We start from the raw sequence: 18190 nt of genomic DNA, 5'->3' as shown, positions 1-18190 counted from the left end.
GAGTTTTCTTATAGGTGGGAGGTAGATTTATTCGCTAATTTTTTTAAATTGATACAAATGAAGTGATGTTATCGTTATCTATAGAAATCATAAGTGAGCGTCTATATTTATAATAAAGCGTTTTAATTTGTTCTGATGATCAAGTGATTTTCAGTTGTTTTATAGAGTGAGGGGTTTTAAGCGACATCGATTATGTTATAGGACAGAGAGCTCTAGAAGTTTTTTTCAAGATCAAATGTACTCTTCGTTATATGTATATGATATTTTGTGAAAAGGCTTTTGTTTTTCGTAATTTAAGATACAAAATACTATTGCTAAAGCACCAAAGATAGACCATGCGGGTAAATAAGTGAGAGTAATGCAAATTGAGGACAGAAAATCAGGCATTACCTTGCATAGAGATTGATTAAGGTGATAGATATCTGTTTGCAGAAGGTTTATTAAAATTTTATTAAAGGGGGTTGTTGTCCAATGTGATGTGATTACAGAGTGTGCGTTATCAATGACCAATGCTATAATGGTCAGTGTAACGAAAATGAAGGACATTAATTTAAATAAAGGGTGGAGCATATTTTTTCTTAAAACTTCAACGGGACATACGTATAATGCACAAAAAAATGAGGAGTTGCATTATGATGAGAAAATAAGTTTACGTTTGTTTTGTGTTTTTTGAAAGAGGTGCCTAATTTTTCAATAAAAGTTGAGGTTAAGTTCAACAAAAGTAGTGAGGCATGATGTCTGAAAAAAAGCACGAGGAATTGAAGCGTAGCCTTCAAAATCGCCATGTTCAAATGATTGCTTTGGGTGGCGTTATTGGGACGGGACTTTTTTATGGGTCAACCGAGGCAATTCAATTAGCTGGTCCCTCAGTTATTTTATCTTATCTTGTCGGCGGGCTTATTATGTATTTCATTATGCGAATGCTTGGTGAAATGTCAGTAGAAGAACCGTCTTCAGGAGCATTTAGTTTTTTTGCTTATAAATATTGGGGGAGATTAGCTGGTTTCATAACAGGTTGGAATTATTGGTTTCTTTATATTCTTGTGAGCATGGCTGAACTTACAGTGATAGGGTTTTACCTTGATCATTGGATTTTGATTGATCATTGGAAGACATCTTTCATTGTTCTTTTATTTGTTACATTTGTTAATTTGTTTAATGTTCGTTTTTATGGAGAATTTGAATTTGTTTGCGCTTTGATCAAAGTGGCTGCTGTTATTGGTATGATTATTTTGGGAATTTTTCTCATTGTCACTGGACTAGGGGAAAATCAAGCGAATATTCATTATCTTTGGGACCATGGCGGTTTTTTCCCTTATGGAGCAGTAGGGGTTGTTTTAGCAACTTCTGTAGTAATGTTTTCTTTTGGAGGAACGGAGCTTATTGGTATTGCTGCTGGAGAAGCATCTAATCCACAAAAAACAATTCCAGCGGCTATTCGTCAAGTTATGTGGAGGATTATAATTTTTTATATTGGTTCTATCAGCGTTATTATGATAATCAGCCCTTGGAATATGATTGGAAAAAATGGTAGTCCTTTTGTCACAATTTTCGAGACTATAGGAATTCCTGCTGCTGGTCATATTTTGAATTTTGTGGTGATTATGGCTGCTATTTCTGTTTACAATAGTGGCATTTATTCTAATGGCCGTATGCTTTATAGTTTAGCTGTACAAAAAAATGCACCACATATTTTTAGTAAACTGAGTGCTGCTCGTGTTCCTTATATTGCTATCCTTTTTTCATCATTATGTACGGCGTTGATTGTCGTTGTTAATGCTCTTGTTCCTGATAATAGTTTCATGCGGATCATGGCTCTTGCAACTGCAGCAGCAGTGATTACTTGGGCTATTATTGTTATTGTTCATTTGAAATTTCGCAATGCATATAAGAACAGAAAGGGCGATTTTATTTATGCATTTGGTTTATATCCTTACGCTAACTATCTTTGCCTCAGCTTTCTTGCTTTATTGTTTTGCATTATGTTTGTCAGTGGTTTTGGGCAAAATGGATTGATGACTCGACTTTTTGATATGATAGGAATAAGCGTGCCTTTTCTTGAAACATATATTCCTGTACAGATGCCTGATATGAGTTTGGCAGTCATTATTATTCCTCTATGGTGCTTGTTATTACTTTTAGGTTATAAACTGAAACGATAGAGAAAGAAGAGCTAATAAAAGGAATTGATTGGAATAAACTTTGGGGATTATAAAATTTGATGAGGTAACACAAGTTTTTGGTGATTTGTGTGTTTTAAGAAATATTACTGTACAGCTTACCGAAAGACGAATTGCTATTATAGGTGCGAATGGTTCTGGAAAAAGTACATTTGTTCGTCTTATTAATGGGCTCCAATTACCATCTCATGGTTTTGTAAGCGTTGATGGGCTTGATACAAAACGCGATGCAAAAGCAGTAAAGCGTAAAGTTGGATTTGTTTTTCAAAATCCAGATAATCAGATTGTTTTACCATTAGTTGAAGAGGACTTATCCTTTGGTCTCAAAAATTTAAAGCTTAATAAAGATGAAATTAAGGAGCGTGTAGATGAAATTTTACAGCGCTATGAACTTCAAGATTTCAGAAATCACGCTGTCCATTTATTAAGTGGTGGGCAAAAACAACTCGTTGCTATTTCCGGTGTAGTTGCAATGAAACCAGACTATATTATTTTTGATGAGCCGACGACATTACTTGATTTGCGAAATAAGCATCGCGTTACGCAAGTGATAGAAGAATTACCACAAACTGCAATAGTTGTATCGCATGATTTAGAGTTTTTGAAAAAGTTTGATAGAGTGCTGGTTTTTGATAAGGGGGAGATAGCAATTGATGATGTACCTTTTGTTGCTATAAAGGAGTATATAAGAAGAATGTCATGATCGGTTTATATATTCCGAGGGATACATTTATTCATAGGTTAAGGCCTGGAGTTAAGTTATTATTTCTTACGGCGTGTGGAACTTTTATAATAATGGTTTCTTCCATAGCGCTTCTTGGTTTATTTTTGTTGTTTGTCATCTTATTCTATAGAGTCGCCAAGATTCCTTTCAAAACTGTGATAAAGCAATTTAAATCGATGGGATTGCTTTTAGTTCTTCTATTTGTATTTCAAACTATTTTTAGCGGTTGGCTTACGGGGGTTGAGGTCATATTACGTCTTGTTATCCTCTTTTCTTTATCATCAGTTATTTCATTCACAACAAAAGTGTCAGATATGGTGGATGCAATTGAAGCAGGCCTCCAGCCCTTTCGTTGTTTTGGTATAAATCCATCAAAAGTGAGTATGGTTATCTCTATGGCGATCAGGTTTATTCCTCTTTTGAGTGAAAAGTTTAATGAGGTACATGAAGCACAGCAAGCACGGGGACTTAATACTAACATTGTTGCTCTTGCGATACCTTTAATTATACGGACCATAAGAATGGCGTCAGAAGTGTCTGAAGCATTGGAAGCGCGTTCTTATGATGCTGATACTATTGATACAGCATCTCGTAATAATCAGAGTTTTTATAGTAAAAGAAGAATTAAATGAATACAAAAGATTTAGTTTATATTGCTTTATTTGCCGCTATTTATGCTATTTTGGGCCTTTTCCCTTCTATTTATCTTCCTTTTCTTCTAGGGGTACCTGTTACAGCTCAATCGATGGGACCGATGCTAGCAGGGTCTATACTTGGGGCAAAAAGGGGTGCTTTAGCGTCACTCCTTTTTCTTGTTCTTGTTGCGATTGGATTACCTCTGTTGTCTGGTGGTCGTGGTGGAATCAGTGTCTTTTCAGGGATTGCAAGTGGTTATTTAATAGGTTTTCCATTTGCCGCATTTTTTATTGGTTTAATGGTAGAGTTGTTTTGGCAGCGGTTAAATTTTATAACATTATTTATGATAAATACTTTTGGTGGCATTGGGATAGTTTATTCTTTTGGGGTTCCATGGACAGCGTATATGACCAAAGTTTCTTTACTGAATGTTTTAATGGCTTCATCAGTTTTTTTGATAGGCGATTGTTTAAAAGCGTTGATTGCATCCTTTATTGCACTCGCGATTAAAAGATCTGTTCCTCTCATGCATTCAAAGCATAATAACTAAAATAAATGTATTATTTTGTTATGCTGTTGTTATATAATATTCGTATATCACTATTATTGAATTTAACTATAGTAATTTATGATATAATTAAACATTGTAGAATCTAATATGATTTATATAAGTAATATTATTAAAATAAATTATTATAATATTTTTCTCTATATCTAAGGCATTTAAAGTGTACTTTTATAAATCTGATACTTTTTATTAATTGTACAACAATAACGAAAGCTTTTCCCTAGTGAAGGAATAATTCAGTGAATACAAAAGATTTGGTTTATATTGCTTTATTTGCCGCTATTTACGCTGTTTTGAGTCTTTTTCCTCCTATTTATCTTCCTTTTTTGCTGGGTGTCCCTATTACAGCTCAGTCTATGGCTCCGATGTTAGCAGGCTCTATACTTGGAGCAAAAAGGGGAGCGTTAGCATCACTTCTTTTCCTTGTTCTTATTGCGATTGGGTTACCTCTATTGCCTAGTGGTCGTGGTGGAATTAGTGTTTTTTCAGGAGTTACAAGTGGTTATCTGATTAGTTTTCCATTTGCTGCATTTTTTATTGGCTTTATGGTAGAATTATTTTGGCAGCGGTTAAATTTTATAATATTATTTGTGATAAATACTGTGGGTGGCATTGGGATAGTCTATTCTTTTGGAATACCATGGGTAGCGTATATGACACAGGTTCCTTTGCTGACAGTTTTAATAAGTTCATTAGGTTTTTTGGTTAGTGGTTTCTTGAAAGTGCTGATTGCATCCTTTGTAGCGTTGACCATAAAAAAAACCGTTCCTCTCATTCATTCGGAAAAAGGGGCAATTTTGTACTGAAGAACAAGTTTTGCCAAATGTATGTAGATTAAAAAGCATCACGGAATACCATTCTGTTTTGTCTACTTTTTATTGGTATTTTTATCTGTATAGCTCTCAAAGGTAGCCATACGAAAGTTGAATATTTCGGCACCCAAATTCATTTTTTTGCTTTCAGGAGCAGCCCCTACATAGCCAATTAATATCATTTTATTCAACAGGCTTGTAAGTTTTATTCGATTTGCATACTATATGCATAAAGCCTTAGAATAATTTATTATTTTTTTAATATTTTTAGTTAATTAATCACTAATTTTAAAAGTGTTAAATTATATTAATTGTATAAAAACATGGATAATTTAGTGTTCATCTAAAAACTCTTGATGTATATAGTGCCCTTATAAATGTATTAATATAAGGTATAAAAATGAGATTTGAATGGAATGAAGCTAAAACAAAAAGTAATCTTAGAAAGCACCGTGTAAAGTTTTGAAATAGCTGCATATGTTTTTTCTGATCCATTCTCCATGGCTAAACAAGACCGTATTGAAAATGGAGAGTATGGTTAGCAAGCTTTATGGCTCATGGATGTTTTTTTATTACTATTCGTAGCGCATATTGTCCATGACGATAAAAATGGCATAGAGGTAATCCGTATTATTTCAGCACGGCGAGCCAATTTGAAAGAGAGGAAACTTTATAAAGAAGAAAGTTCGTTATAAAATTGAGGTAGGTAACTTATCACCTTTGACAGATGAACAGAGAGTTGAAGTTGATAAACTGGCTGTAATGCCGGACAATGCAATTGATTATAGAGATATTCCGTCACTCAATGATGCGTTCTGGAAAAATGCCGTTCGCAATCCATTCTATAAACCACCCAAAACTGTTACAACAGTGCGTGTGGATTCAGACGTTCTAGCGTGACTTTAAAAGTCAAGGGAAAGGATATCAAATGCGTATTAACGCCATTTTACGTGATACTATGCTTCGTTCAATGCACTGATTTCTCCTCCACTTAAAAGCCGGGAAGGGGGAGCCCATATTCTAAAAATCTAAGCAGCTTTCACTGCAGAGTTCTCTAAAATTCGTATTGCTTTTGCAATTAAAATTGTATAGCTTCGATCTTTAACTAACTAATTCTAAACAATACAATATATTTTGGATACACCACCTTCTCGTGGCCACTAAGATAACTTGGGAAGCACCTGCCATCTGATAAGACTATAGACATTGTAATTATGTTAACTTTATGAATACCATTAACTTTTTTTCTTATAAATATAAAATAGATCCAGCCTCAGAATTAGTTAATATCAATGATGCTGATAAATTTTTATAGGAAAGAAGATACGATTTTAACTGTGATAATCAATGTGCTACTTTAATAATCGAAAATTTTTCTGTGAACTCGAAGATCTGCTATTGGATTTATGTTTTAACGGGAGAAAATAGTCCTTATAATCCTGAAGTTATTGATTCTGAAAACGACTTTCAGAATATTCCTAACCCACGTTCTAAAAATCAGATTGAACAGAATAAGCAATATTTTGGAATTTTGATTCCTATAGAGTTAACTCTTTTTTCTTCAAATAAAGAGTTAAACAAATTCTTGCAGCTACACTACAAAAAATCTTTTCCCCCGAAAACGATTGATATTTCACCTGATATTGTTGGTAAGGAAGAGTTCGAAAAAAAATTGCGTTTAATTAAAGAGATAAAACTGAAATATACACAACCAAAACAATCAGACTTTTTTGCAATGCAATCAGAAGGCAACTTGCTAAAGATGGCTAAACTTGTGTTGGGTGAATTTCCCACGGATGATTATACTGAAATAGAATTCGGCTTGGATATCAAATTTAAAGAAAAAAATAATTTAAAAGAATTTTTTTTGAACTTTTTTAAAAAATATGAAGTAAATCCCGTATTTAAAAACATAAGTTTTGTTGGAAAGACACATAATAATTTTGATATAATCTTTAATACTGAAAATTTTCAACATAAATTTGCTATTAAAACAAGTAAAAATGATAATGGTATGTATAATGAAGGAAATATAAAATAAAAATTAAAGCATGAAATTGTAAATTTTACTGTATCTATTTAATAGAGCTCTGTAGCGTGTAAATAGATATATTTATTAAACTGCGTGTACGCAACATAAGGAAGAATACACAGACTAAAAAAAGTACCAAATTATGGTATTTGAATATCCAAGAGCAATATCTAAGTACCAAAGTATGGTATCCAATGAAAAAGAAAACTTGTGCTCCACGTACTTAGAAATGACAGGCAAAGAAACAGTTTCTTTATAAATACTTGGGAAAATTAAAACGACAAGCGCTAAAATTATTAACTTTAGGAGACTGTGCATATACTGATATAACTCACATGTTAATCTCTTCCAACCTTTTGTATTGCCGCATTTATATTGTGGGTTGTTTTGCAACTCAGAAGGGATATTAGAATTGCATAAAATTGCAAAAACAGTTGTTACGATCACCAAAGAAATAGACGCGAATGTCAAAATACCCTGAATAAGTCAAGATTTTTTCTTATTCCTAAAAAACATACAAATATAAAAATTATAACGCCAAACAAGGCTTTTCTCTTCTTATCTGTAAACATATTTATTTCCTGTGAAAAAATTATGATCTCAATTTCTTAAATTATTTTCTGATATAAAAACACAAACTACCTTTTAGTCTTTTTAGCATTTGCTTTTCTTTTAATAGCAATGTCTTCTATTGCATCCAGTTGCTTTTAATACTTTAGTTAACCTCGTCTATGATTTATCTATAGTTGATGATAGCTTTAAACACAGAGCTCCATAATCCCAAACTCTTGCTTGCATTTTGATACCCAAATCCACCTTTCAACAAAGCCCATCGCACTGGCAACCCTTTCATACAGATTAAAGAAAAGCTCTGTTATTTCAAAAGTACACGAAAGGGAATCATAATTGCCGCAACATTTTTTGAGCTGATGCTGGCTACTCATGTTTTAAAAAACAAATATTTTGAAATTCGCGTATCCTAAAATCCTTAATTTGTATTAATGGATTTATTTACTTTATAAATTTGATACTATAGAGCTATTTTAGCTTCTAGAAATATATTGTACATTAAAAAAACTTTTTAATCACTCTTTAAATGCATATCCAATCCAAAAATGATCAGCACTTTTCACTATTTTGCTACTTTTTAGAAATCTATTTTAAACTCTCCTATCATTAGTTCATGAAGAGTTTTGGTGCGTGAAAGAAGGTCTTTTTCAATCTCTTCACAATACTTAGAAAAATCTGTTGCTCTTGGAATGATTTTTTTAGACATGCTTTCTACGTTGCTCTGCAAAATGCGTTTTAAGGACTCTTTCAAAATCAATAAGGAAATACCTTTGAGTTCAGTTTGATAAGCTTGAGAAGAGGTATTATAGTCCATATATTTTCGCGTGTGGAAGCTACCACAAGAGAACAAGCGAAAAGTATTAGAGATATCATCATTTGAAGCTTTTACAGCAATAAACCTGTGAAGCCATATGCAAGTCTCAAGTGCATTTTCTTCATTCGATTTTTGTTTTTAATTTTCCATACGACACACGGCTATTTCAGGCTATTACTTTGGGTTGATTAAGATTTGTAAGGAAAGTTGATTGGCTAGCAGTTAAGGCTGAGTTTAAAGACTGGGATTATAAAACCCAAGGGCTGAAAGAAGCCGGTGCGGCTATCGTGGCATTGGCTGTCACGGGGGCGCGGTTACGGGCGGAGCAGCCTTGGGTGCTGCCAGTGCCATTACCGGTGCTTTGGGGCTTGGCTCGAGCACCGCCATGAATGCGGTTATACAGGCAGGTGTCCAAGCATTGATTGACAAAAGCGCTGTGGCTTTTGTCAATAATCGCGGCAATATTGCCGGCGCCTTGCATGAGCTTGGCTCTTCAAAGAATGTTCCCAGCATTGTCTCATCGATGTTAATGGCGGGCTTAACCAGTCAAATAACGGAAATGGCAGGTGTTGGACAATCTTTGCCAAAAACCGCTCCTTTTGTCGATCGTATCGCCCTTGAAGCGAAAAAGAACTTGATCAAAGCCGCCATTGGCACAGGCGTGCAGACGGCTCTTGAGGGCGGCTCTCTTGACAAGAACTTTTTTAACAATCTGCGCATCGCCCTGTCTGATACGGTTGGCAAATCGTTGGCAGAAGAAATCGGTACCGCCAAGGCAGAAGGCAAAATAGACACGGTCACACAGATCGTTGCCCACGCTGGTCTTGGCTGTTTAAAAGGCGCGGTTGCGAGTGGCGCTTGCTCTGCCGGTGCTATCGGCGGGGCCTGTGGGCGAAGCCACTGCTATGCTCCAGTTTAAACTGTGGTCCCCCAATTTTATACAAAAAGAAATAGCAGCATTGGATGGTCGTATTCCAACGGCAGAAGAACAAGCGCGTATAAATGCAAAGATTGAAGCACAGTTTGCTGACTTTAGCGATCATGCCATTGATGTCGCACGGGCTGTGGGGGGCTTTGCTGCTGCCCTTGCTGGTGGTGATGTCAATAAATACTGGCGCGGATGCCGCTGGAAATGCTGCGGAGAATAATTTTCTTCCTGCGGTAGCAGCATTAGCAGCATTCATTGTGTCGCTTACACCAGAAGAGTTGGCAGCTCTGTCTCTTTTTATGGCTGGCGGAGCAACTGTTGTTGGATCCTCTAGCAATAAGACGGCTATAACGGATTTCTTTGGCTATTTGTTTGCATTGAAAAATGCAGAAGAAGACAGCGAAAAAACAAACCAAAACTCAAAAGAAGAAAAAAATAAAAATTCTCAAACGGGCAATGAAAATCCACAAAACAATAATGATGATAATGATGGAAAGGGTAAAAGGCTTGGACAAGTCAGGAAGCATCATGAAAAAAAACGCGATGAGAAAAAACAAGAATTAAATGATGAAGGATGTAGAACATGCAAAACAGAAATAGTATTCAAAACTAAGACGGATAAGGGGGTAGTAAGATCTCGTGCGGATATCGTTTATATAGAGAATAGTAAAATAAAAATTGGCGAGGTAAAAACGGGGAAGAATGCTAAATTAAGTGAACAACAAAAGATTTTGAAAGAGGCATATAAAGAAGGAAATGCTGAGTCCACAAAAGGAAAATTTATAAAATTTTTTAAAGAGAACAAAGAGTTCTTAGAGGCATATCAAGAATCTTTCAAAGATTTTAAAGGAAGTGGCAAAGAATTAAACCAAGCTAGTAAAAAATGGGTTAAAGAACAATTGAGTAATAAGTTAGACAAAACAGACATTAACGTTTTTCATTATCTAGGACTTTTTGAATGAAAGTGAATAGCGATGCGAACTAAAGACGTGACAGAGATTTTAAAAACGCTTGGCTGGGAACCTTATCGTGCTGAAGATGGTAGTATGTTTGCGCATTATCATCTTCCCGATCGCATTGTAGGCATTAGTTATGATGTTGTAGATTATGGAGAGGATGGGGGAAAGTTTCGGCTATCGGCTAATCTTACCACTGCTGCTTATTGCCTTGCTTGGGAATATGCTAGTGGTGAAGTATCACAGGATAAGTATGAAGATACGCTGTTTTCTGCGAAAGAGGATTTCGATGTTACAGCTTCAGATCTCTCAGAAAGCCATGTTAAGGAATCTTTAAATAGGGTTATCGCTTGGGCGAAAGCACAAGATATTGAACAAAAATTACGTGAAAAAGCAGCCAATCATTCTGCTGTTGCAGAAGCATTACTTGGTGATATTGAGGCTTTAAGGTCTGATAAGCCGGCACCTCAATTACATGTACCAGAATTTGCAGATTACAAAGCGATGACGCGGTATGAGCGCCTCATTCTTTTTGCGCAAGCTTATAAAAATGGGGAGTTAGACGATATTCTAACGCGTAAAAAGCCCAAACAGCGCTCGATAAGCCTTACTGCAGCAAGCCGTATTCTTAAAACCCAAGGGTGGTTTTCTACGGAACCTGGAAAAATGTGGCTCTCTTTGCCAGATCGCTTTATTCAGTTTGATTTTGGTTTTGTACATCTCCATAACAATTACAATGTCCGTCTTGAAGCTGAGATCTCTAACGAAAAGATTTCTGTAGCTTGCGAATATATTCACTATAGGGGAGAATATAATTGGATACGACCTACGGATATTTATCAGTCTTTTAATACGATTGGGGGAGGGATTTTTAGCGGTTTTGATAAAGGGATTGATATTTGTGTAGAGACGTTGAATGAGGAAGATTTGATAAAAATCTCTGAGCGGATAATACAATGGGCACGCGCCCAAGATTTACAAGCATCGATCGAAAGTAAAACACTTATCCAAAAATATAACTACAATATACGTATAGTCTGGCATTTAGCTTGTTTAGCATTAAAAGGTAAAATTGATGTCCTGAAATCTTATCAAAGTTTTCTAAAAGCAGGTACGATTTCTGAACATTTGGATGATGATGACGTAGAAAAATATGTTAACCATGCCGTTGAATTTTCTGAAAAACATCTGAAAATTCTTCATGAGAGAGAGTCAGCAGAAGCACATCTCAGTCCACAAGTTTTGATTACTTTCAATAAAGTTACAGAGCAATTAAAAGAAATGGGTTGGACAGTTTATTGTGATAAAAACTACAATCGCAATGCTTATTTTGTAAGTAAAGACCGTATAATCAATATAATGTGCAGCCTTCAAAGTGATGGAGAAGAGCCGATTGTTGCGTTTAAGGCTTCCCTTTCAACACTTAGTTTTTCTACGGCTCATAGAGAGATTTTCTATAATATGCCTCAATATATAGCCCTCAAAGAAGCAGAAGAAGTTTATACAGTTTCTACTACTGAATTGGATGAAGGCAAGCTAAAACAGATCAGTGCGGATGTTCTTGAATGGGCTGATCGGCAAAATATTAATCAAATCATTTATGATTATGCGGCTTTGCCAACAAACAGTGAACTTGATCTTGTAGCGCGTCACCTTATTGCGCTTGTTTTGATTGGGGATGTTGAAAAGCTCAAATCTTATAAGGAGAATTTTAGAAAGGGAAATTCTTTAGGTTTTGTGGAAGAAATCTCAAAATATAGAATTGATAATCTCCTCACTCTTGCACGGGGTTATCGAGCAGGTTTTCCGAAAAATGCACCGATTTTAAGCTTGGATCCGCAAACAGCATCTGTTGCTTCTAAAACAACTTCTGTTGAAGTGGCAGAGGAAGTGGATGAAGCAGATGACACTGATGATCGTCTTACCATGGAAAGTGCTCATGCACTTTTAAAAAGCCTAGGCTGGTCAACCGAGAAAATCAATGAGAATGATCATATGGCAAGCTATCAATTGGCTGATCGTGAAGTAGATATTCTTTATAACGACGAAATTGCCAAAGATTACCCGCAATTTGATAGCGCCTTTTTGATTAGCACGGGCATTCTTTCCACCGCTTGTAAATTCATTGATCCTACCCACACGGAAGATATTCCAGATATACAGCTTAATTTTGAAGCAAAGGGGTTAGAAATCTTTGAACCAGAAATCACTGCGGATCGCTTAAAGAAAGCACTTGATGATGCACTAGAATGGTCAGTCAAAGACATTGACCTTTCTAAAAGACTTCGCTCTGATTATGGCACTGCTCCTTGGAAAAAAAGCACTACGTCTAAAGAAAACGATGCACATTATGCTTTACTTCATCTTGGCGCTCTTGCTTTATTGGGTGATATTGAGATCTTACAATCTTATCAGAAAAGTTTTACAGCAGGTGATCACCTAGGCTTTGACGAAAGCATCAACAAAACCCACCTTGAACGTGCATTAGCTTTAGCCAAAGAAGTAGCAAAGGTGAAGCAAGTGAGTTACGCTTTGATTAAACAGGTGGCAGAAAAGCTTGATGATCACTCAGAGCTTTCTAGCGAGGAATAACCTCGCTCTTGGAAGGAGAGTTTATTTAAGTCTATTTAGAACACAGAATACATTGATTATTTTGAAAAAATCGAGGGGATTATGAATCATGAAATGGATAAAGAAAAAAAGTATGGGGGCAGCTGAGCCTGTGGAATTTAAAGGTCAAAAAGTTTATCAGGAAGATGAACTGTTTGAGCCTGAAACAGTTTCTTCTTGGAAAGAAAAAGGACAGATAGTAACAGGTACAAATCTGGAAAGAATGGCATCAGGAAGAGCTCCTATTGGAGTCGATTTTAGACCTATTATGTTACATCCTATGACACAACAACAAGATAGTCCTCTCGTTGAGGTTCTCTACTCATTTTATCAAGGCAGGAGTTTGCTTGCTCCTATGAATCCAAAGACAAATTTTATCAGAAAAGTTATTTGTTGGATTTCAAAAAAAAATTCCTAAGTAGGAAAAAAAGAAAAAGTAATTATTGCAAATATTGGAGTAATGTCCCTAAAAGGCGCTCTCTAAACTTTAATGATCACCTCCTTTATTCCATCATATATTGTAAATGCGAGATGATTGTACAGAGACAGATGAGAAAAGAGCTCCTTCAAGAACATATCTCTTATGATTTTATCAATCTCATCCCAATTTCATTGGCTATAGTAGAAAAAGATTGATCATTAGAAACACTCATTATGAGTAAAAACACGCTGTGACTTATGGAGAAAAATTTATGAAAAGTTATACTTTATCAGATGTTGCACAATATGTTGATATGCATAGTCATGCTATTAATTTTGGTACTCAAGATAATGCCCCTGATGATGTACGGATTAAAACAGCTGAGAACACTCTCGATTTACAATTTACCTCTTCCTATAAGAATTTTTTAAAAAATTATGGAGGAGGAGAAATTGGAGGTGAAGAAATATTCAGTATTTATGAAATCTGCGCAGGTATTCCTGCTGGTGATATTGTTTACCGAAATTTGCTCGATAGAAGAGATGGCTTTACGAATCCCAAACAACTTGTTATCTGCACAACTGATTTCGGTGAAACCTTTTACTTTGATTATACTCAATTTCGGGATGGAGAGTGCCCGCTCTATCTTAAGTTTCCACTTGACGATCCCCAATATTACGCAAGTAATTTTTATGAATTTCTCTGCAAAAGAATTAAAGAGTATGCAGGGGAAGATTCATGAAAACTTATACCTTAGATGATGTTATACAACTAGTTGATAAATAGGATAATTGTAATTTATAGACTGTTATGAAAATATCTCAATAGAAACTGATCATTATAGAGATGAGCAAAATCCCTTTTAATAGACCGTGTCAGTTTTGTCAGTTCTTTTTAGAGCCTATATTATTTTTTTTAAATGAGAGAAAATTAAAAACATAATATTTCAATAGGTTAATGTTTTTAAGACATAATTCATATCAAGAGTACAATCTTTAAAGATAACCAATGATGTGAATTGATTAAAACTTGTCAGTTATGTGTCAGTAAATTGAACTGACAAACTAGATTATTTTAGTGAGTGATTAAAATGTGCTTTATGAAAAGCATATGCTCTTTTAAAGCCTTCAAAAGATAGTTTGTAACTCATAAGAAGTGCTATCAAGACCATTATGGTTATGAGTTTTGAAGATTTTGAGTATTTTGAGGGTTTGAGAAACCTTCAAAACCTATAAGTAATATAAGAAAATGAATATATATAACTCTCTTTAAACAAAGCTTTTGAAAAGCATAAAGCTATCATTTTAGATTACGGTATAACCTCTTAAAGGCAATGTAAAAAAATCTAATTCACTTTAGATAGGGTTTCTTAAAAGTCTTAAAGCAATCCAAATAAGAGTATCTAAAAGTGCAAATGATTTCTTTTTAGAATAACGCATATAAGCACTCTTTTTAAAGATTGTATCTAATCAACTTAACAAGAGAGGTATAGATTATGGTTATAAGACTCTATACCCCTTGTGAGTTTAGCAAGCCAAGTCTATTCAGTTTCTCTAATTTCTAGTTTTGGTAGGTTCTTAACGATTTTCATTGTCTCTAAACTTACGGTAATAACCCTCTGAAATAACTCTAGAGGGTAGGCAGGGTTGCCAATGGTTTCAACAGCATAGCGATTGGCATCATTAACAATGCCGCTCTTTTTATCAGTCTTAACGCATTGACGCCCCATAACCCATTCAAGAGCTGGTTTACCATTAACGATATACTCATAAGCTTCAAGAGGGATATCTGTTATTGTGATATTGCTGTTATAAATAACAGTTGATTTATCCTTTTCCTTACTATTCTTAATTTTTGCAAATTTCATTTCAGTTACATAATAGAATTTTTCGGGATTAGAGATCTCTGTAACTTTTGGATTACCCTTTTTAAAGGTGACAGGATAAGGTTCTACAGTTTCATAGTTTACGTGCAAATGACCGAGTTCACGCCCTGCTGTCACAAATTTCCAAAAATCATCAGCAGTTTTTACACAAGGAATGCGAGGCAATTCTTTAGAGAGATTATCAGCATAACGGGTGCGATAATCTTCCGAATGTAAAATTCCATAAACGTAATAGAATAGATCATCTTTTGTTATGGCTTCATTAGGATAAGCCGCTTTAAAATAGTCTAGACCTTCATCAGTAATGGCATCACGCTTCTGTAAACCAGCTGATGTGCTGTCGTCTGTAGAATTCGTAAATAAATGGGATTGTTTTTCACTTTTATCTTTTAAAGATTCAGTATCTTTGTAAATATAACGTGGGAAGCATTGACCTGTATCTATTGCGTGAAGGTTAGGTAAACTTTTTGCCATAAGTACAGAAAAACCCGCTTGAGTTCCGGTACCTGTAACTTGAATTACTTTATTTTCAACAGTTTTTCCCATAGGGAATATCCGCGGCATTTGTAAAACTCTCTCATTAAAGGCGCGATTATAATAGAGCCATTGTTTTGTAAAAGGACGATAAAGACTTTGAATAAGGCATCTATCTTCAAGTTCAAAGATTTTTCCTCTTACTAATTCTTGTTTAACATTATAGCTCCAACTTATCTTTCTCTCATCTGTATCAACGAAATTATTTACAGCCTTTGTACGTATTCTGCGATCAACATGTCCATAGGCATTATTAAACCGTTCCACTTCGCTGTTATAGAATGTGATCATATTACTCATGTTTTTTGCTAAAGCTTCACGACTTGCATTATATGTCCAAGCATCACGATTGGTTACAACCCCAAGAGAAAACGTTTCAAAGAGCTTTTTATCATGACCTTTTCTAATACCTAGAGCTAAAAATGTTTTGAAATTGTTATCACGTTGATGAAGCCAATCCCCATGTTCATCCGGTGTAATTATTTTCCAACCATCTTCACGTGTAATACCACCAACACTATCAAAGTATTGAAGCATCTCAAGCTTTTTTTCGGTAGAAAGATTATCACCAATGTCGTGATAATAAATTTTACACGGTTGTTTTTTATTTGGATTGCGCACAAAAATCGTTACAGCTATTCCGTTTTGGCTTCCAGAACCAAAAACATTGCCTCCTTCCTTTGATAGCTCTTTTGATTTTATATTTTTTCGAATATCACCACGAAGATTAATAATATAAATAGAAGAATATTCATTTCGTAAGCATTTTCGCATGCCATCCGCAAAGGCTTTATCTATCCATCCATTTCCAGAAATATAAGCTACAATACCACCTTGGGAACTTAAGCGATTACTAGCCCACCTAATCGCTCTAATATAGCTATCATAGAGATTTCTTTTTAATGTTGCTTGAGATTTAAGTGCAAACGTATTTTGGATACTTCTATCAAGTATTTCATATTCTACATTTGTATTATTATCATTAGCACTCCTTTGACCAGAAGAATAAGGAGGGTTACCAAAGATAACTTCAATGTTTAGATTTTTCTGATGCTCTAAATATTCACTGTTTTCTTTGAGAATACCTTCCATCAAATTTTTTTCTTCAATCATTCGAAACGTATCAGTCAAACCAATATGCTTGAAAGGGATATAATTTCCTTTCATAAGACCATGATAGGTTGCTTCGATATTAATGGCTGCTATGTAATAGGCAAGCAAAACAATCTCATTGGCATGGATATCATGACGGTATTTATATTCCATATCCTCTGGTTTGATGAGATTGGATTGTAATAGCCTTGTGATAAAGGTTCCAGTACCCGTAAAAGGGTCAAGAATAGAAACACCACGTGATCCTAGACTTTTTCCAAATTCATGACGCAACACATCATCAACAGAATGAATGATAAAATCAACAACCTCAATGGGAGTATAAACAATGCCTAATTTTTCTACTGTACGCGGAAAAGCATAACGGAAAAATTCATTGTAAAGCTCTACAATTAAACTTTGTTGTGCTTCAAGAGTGGTAATTCCACGCGTGTAAAATTGTACACTCTTAGAAATATTTTTGAGATCTTGAGATTCTTCTTTAGGAGTAACTTTATCAAGGGCATTGAGTACACGTTGTAAAGCGCAAGATACGGGATTTTCTTGAACAAACTGATGCCCCTCAAATAAAGCATTAAAGACTGGACGCGTCACAAGATGTTGCGCAAGCATTTCAATCGCATTTTCTTCGGAGAGGGTTGTGTTTAAATTGTTACGTAATTCGGTCATAAAATCATTAAACACCTGCCGTGTTTCAGTTTCTGATTTCGTCAAAACCTCAGTTAAGCGTATGATATGAGTTTGAGCAAGATCACCAACATTTATTGCCCATTTTTTCCAATAGCTAGGGTCGTAAAATCTATTAACAATAGCAGTTTTAATGACATCTTTACATTTAGAAAAAAGGGGGAGTTCACCTTGTTCTTCACATGTGTGAGAAGATTCGTAAGTTGCTAATCCAATATTAAGTCCTGAATACTCTAATTTTGAGCGTATAGGTAAATCATCAATAACCGTGGTCGTATCTTCTAACGCAAGTTCTTGAGAAGCAGCAACGATTTCAAGAGAATCGCTTACGTCTTGTTTTTTGTGCATATGGTGAATTATTTTATTAAAATTGTCATCATGGGCACGTAAAGCATTGAGAACTTGCCAGATGACATTATACTTTTTGTTGTTTTCTAAGGCTATTTCCGGTGGAATGTCAGCGGGTATCCCAATGGGTAGAATGATATAACCTCTTTTTTTACCCTCTGCTCGACGCATGACGCGTCCGATCGCTTGAATAATCTCAATTTGACTTTTGCGCGGGTGTAAAAATAGAACAGCATCAAGAGCGGGTACATCAACACCTTCAGAAAGACAGCGTACATTGGTAAGTACACGACAAGTATTTTCCCCCGCATCTTCCTTTAACCAGTCAAGTTGTTTTGTACGCTCTTTAGCACTAAAGGTTCCATCAATATG

11 protein-coding genes and 4 pseudogenes are annotated in these 18190 nt (G+C 35.2%); 12 read left to right on the top strand and 3 right to left on the bottom strand.

Annotation, left to right across the window (positions count from 1 at the left end):
* Nucleotides 1-734: 734 nt before the first annotated feature.
* The 5 genes from ACFILL_RS04095 to ACFILL_RS04075 all read left to right on the top strand — a co-directional run bounded on the left by ACFILL_RS04095 (nucleotide 735) and on the right by ACFILL_RS04075 (nucleotide 4914).
* The gene (locus ACFILL_RS04095) at nucleotides 735-2162 is read left to right on the top strand and encodes an amino acid permease (RefSeq protein ID WP_375631049.1); all 1428 of its coding nucleotides are present in this window, start codon (nucleotides 735-737) and stop codon (nucleotides 2160-2162) included.
* Nucleotides 2163-2202: 40 nt separating this feature from the next.
* Nucleotides 2203-2883: an energy-coupling factor ABC transporter ATP-binding protein gene (locus ACFILL_RS04090; RefSeq protein ID WP_273790432.1), complete on the top strand. Its 681-nt coding sequence runs from the start codon at nucleotides 2203-2205 to the stop codon at nucleotides 2881-2883.
* On the top strand, nucleotides 2880-3536 hold the full coding sequence (locus tag ACFILL_RS04085; protein WP_375631038.1) for an energy-coupling factor transporter transmembrane component T family protein: 657 nt from the start codon (nucleotides 2880-2882) through the stop codon (nucleotides 3534-3536). The genes ACFILL_RS04090 and ACFILL_RS04085 overlap by 4 nt, the downstream gene beginning before the upstream one ends.
* Entirely contained in the window at nucleotides 3533-4090 is a 558-nt protein-coding gene (locus ACFILL_RS04080; protein ID WP_273790434.1) for a biotin transporter BioY, read from the top strand. The genes ACFILL_RS04085 and ACFILL_RS04080 overlap by 4 nt, the downstream gene beginning before the upstream one ends.
* A gap of 257 nt (nucleotides 4091-4347) precedes the next feature.
* Nucleotides 4348-4914, top strand: a complete 567-nt coding sequence (locus tag ACFILL_RS04075) for a biotin transporter BioY (RefSeq protein ID WP_375643360.1) — start codon at nucleotides 4348-4350, stop codon at nucleotides 4912-4914.
* A 21-nt stretch (nucleotides 4915-4935) separates the two neighbouring features.
* On the opposite strand, the pseudogene ACFILL_RS04070 reads toward ACFILL_RS04075, so the two are convergent.
* Nucleotides 4936-5114: pseudogene (locus ACFILL_RS04070) on the bottom strand (single-stranded DNA-binding protein); the annotation flags it as partial.
* A gap of 363 nt (nucleotides 5115-5477) precedes the next feature.
* On the opposite strand from ACFILL_RS04070, the gene ACFILL_RS04065 reads away from it, so the two are divergent.
* The 3 genes and pseudogenes from ACFILL_RS04065 to ACFILL_RS04055 all read left to right on the top strand — a co-directional run bounded on the left by ACFILL_RS04065 (nucleotide 5478) and on the right by ACFILL_RS04055 (nucleotide 6961).
* A complete protein-coding gene (locus ACFILL_RS04065; RefSeq protein WP_375637499.1) occupies nucleotides 5478-5615 on the top strand; it encodes a hypothetical protein in 138 nt (45 codons plus the stop codon).
* Nucleotides 5593-5899 (top strand): annotated as a pseudogene (locus ACFILL_RS04060) (BrnA antitoxin family protein). The gene ACFILL_RS04065 and the pseudogene ACFILL_RS04060 overlap by 23 nt, the downstream one beginning before the upstream one ends.
* 399 nt (nucleotides 5900-6298) lie before the next feature.
* On the top strand, nucleotides 6299-6961 hold the full coding sequence (locus ACFILL_RS04055) for a hypothetical protein (protein ID WP_375643361.1): 663 nt from the start codon (nucleotides 6299-6301) through the stop codon (nucleotides 6959-6961).
* 34 nt (nucleotides 6962-6995) lie between these two features.
* Here the strand turns inward: ACFILL_RS04055 and ACFILL_RS04050 are convergent.
* A pseudogene (locus ACFILL_RS04050) lies at nucleotides 6996-7524 on the bottom strand (hypothetical protein).
* Between the two features lie 1012 nt (nucleotides 7525-8536).
* Here ACFILL_RS04050 and ACFILL_RS04045 point away from each other — a divergent pair.
* From ACFILL_RS04045 to ACFILL_RS04030, 4 genes and pseudogenes are all read left to right on the top strand, one after another.
* A pseudogene (locus ACFILL_RS04045) lies at nucleotides 8537-10226 on the top strand (DUF637 domain-containing protein); the annotation flags it as partial.
* 12 nt (nucleotides 10227-10238) lie between these two features.
* A complete protein-coding gene (locus tag ACFILL_RS04040) occupies nucleotides 10239-12812 on the top strand; it encodes a DUF6990 domain-containing protein (protein WP_375643363.1) in 2574 nt (857 codons plus the stop codon).
* 88 nt (nucleotides 12813-12900) lie between these two features.
* Nucleotides 12901-13248: an HNH/ENDO VII family nuclease gene (locus tag ACFILL_RS04035; RefSeq protein ID WP_375631046.1), complete on the top strand. Its 348-nt coding sequence runs from the start codon at nucleotides 12901-12903 to the stop codon at nucleotides 13246-13248.
* Between the two features lie 274 nt (nucleotides 13249-13522).
* Complete coding sequence (locus tag ACFILL_RS04030) at nucleotides 13523-13993, top strand: SMI1/KNR4 family protein (RefSeq protein WP_375643364.1); 471 nt, start codon at nucleotides 13523-13525, stop codon at nucleotides 13991-13993.
* Between the two features lie 798 nt (nucleotides 13994-14791).
* Here the strand turns inward: ACFILL_RS04030 and ACFILL_RS04025 are convergent.
* Nucleotides 14792-18190 (bottom strand): type ISP restriction/modification enzyme (locus tag ACFILL_RS04025; protein WP_375643365.1); only part of this gene is annotated, 3399 nt, incomplete at its 5' end.

This window comes from Bartonella sp. AP20NXHL, from assembly GCF_042196165.1.
In the GTDB taxonomy this organism is placed as follows: domain Bacteria; phylum Pseudomonadota; class Alphaproteobacteria; order Rhizobiales; family Rhizobiaceae; genus Bartonella.
This window is presented reverse-complemented; position numbering and strand designations above follow the sequence as displayed.

Excerpts from the sequence above, each read along its gene's own strand:
- ACFILL_RS04095 (WP_375631049.1), top strand. The coding sequence starts at position 735 with ATGTCTGAAAAAAAGCACGAGGAATTGAAGCGTAGCCTTCAAAATCGC.
- ACFILL_RS04085 (WP_375631038.1), top strand. The coding sequence starts at position 2,880 with ATGATCGGTTTATATATTCCGAGGGATACATTTATTCATAGGTTAAGG.
- ACFILL_RS04080 (WP_273790434.1), top strand. The coding sequence starts at position 3,533 with ATGAATACAAAAGATTTAGTTTATATTGCTTTATTTGCCGCTATTTAT.
- ACFILL_RS04065 (WP_375637499.1), top strand. The coding sequence starts at position 5,478 with ATGGATGTTTTTTTATTACTATTCGTAGCGCATATTGTCCATGACGAT.
- ACFILL_RS04040 (WP_375643363.1), top strand. The coding sequence starts at position 10,239 with ATGCGAACTAAAGACGTGACAGAGATTTTAAAAACGCTTGGCTGGGAA.
- ACFILL_RS04035 (WP_375631046.1), top strand. The coding sequence starts at position 12,901 with ATGAAATGGATAAAGAAAAAAAGTATGGGGGCAGCTGAGCCTGTGGAA.
- ACFILL_RS04030 (WP_375643364.1), top strand. The coding sequence starts at position 13,523 with ATGAAAAGTTATACTTTATCAGATGTTGCACAATATGTTGATATGCAT.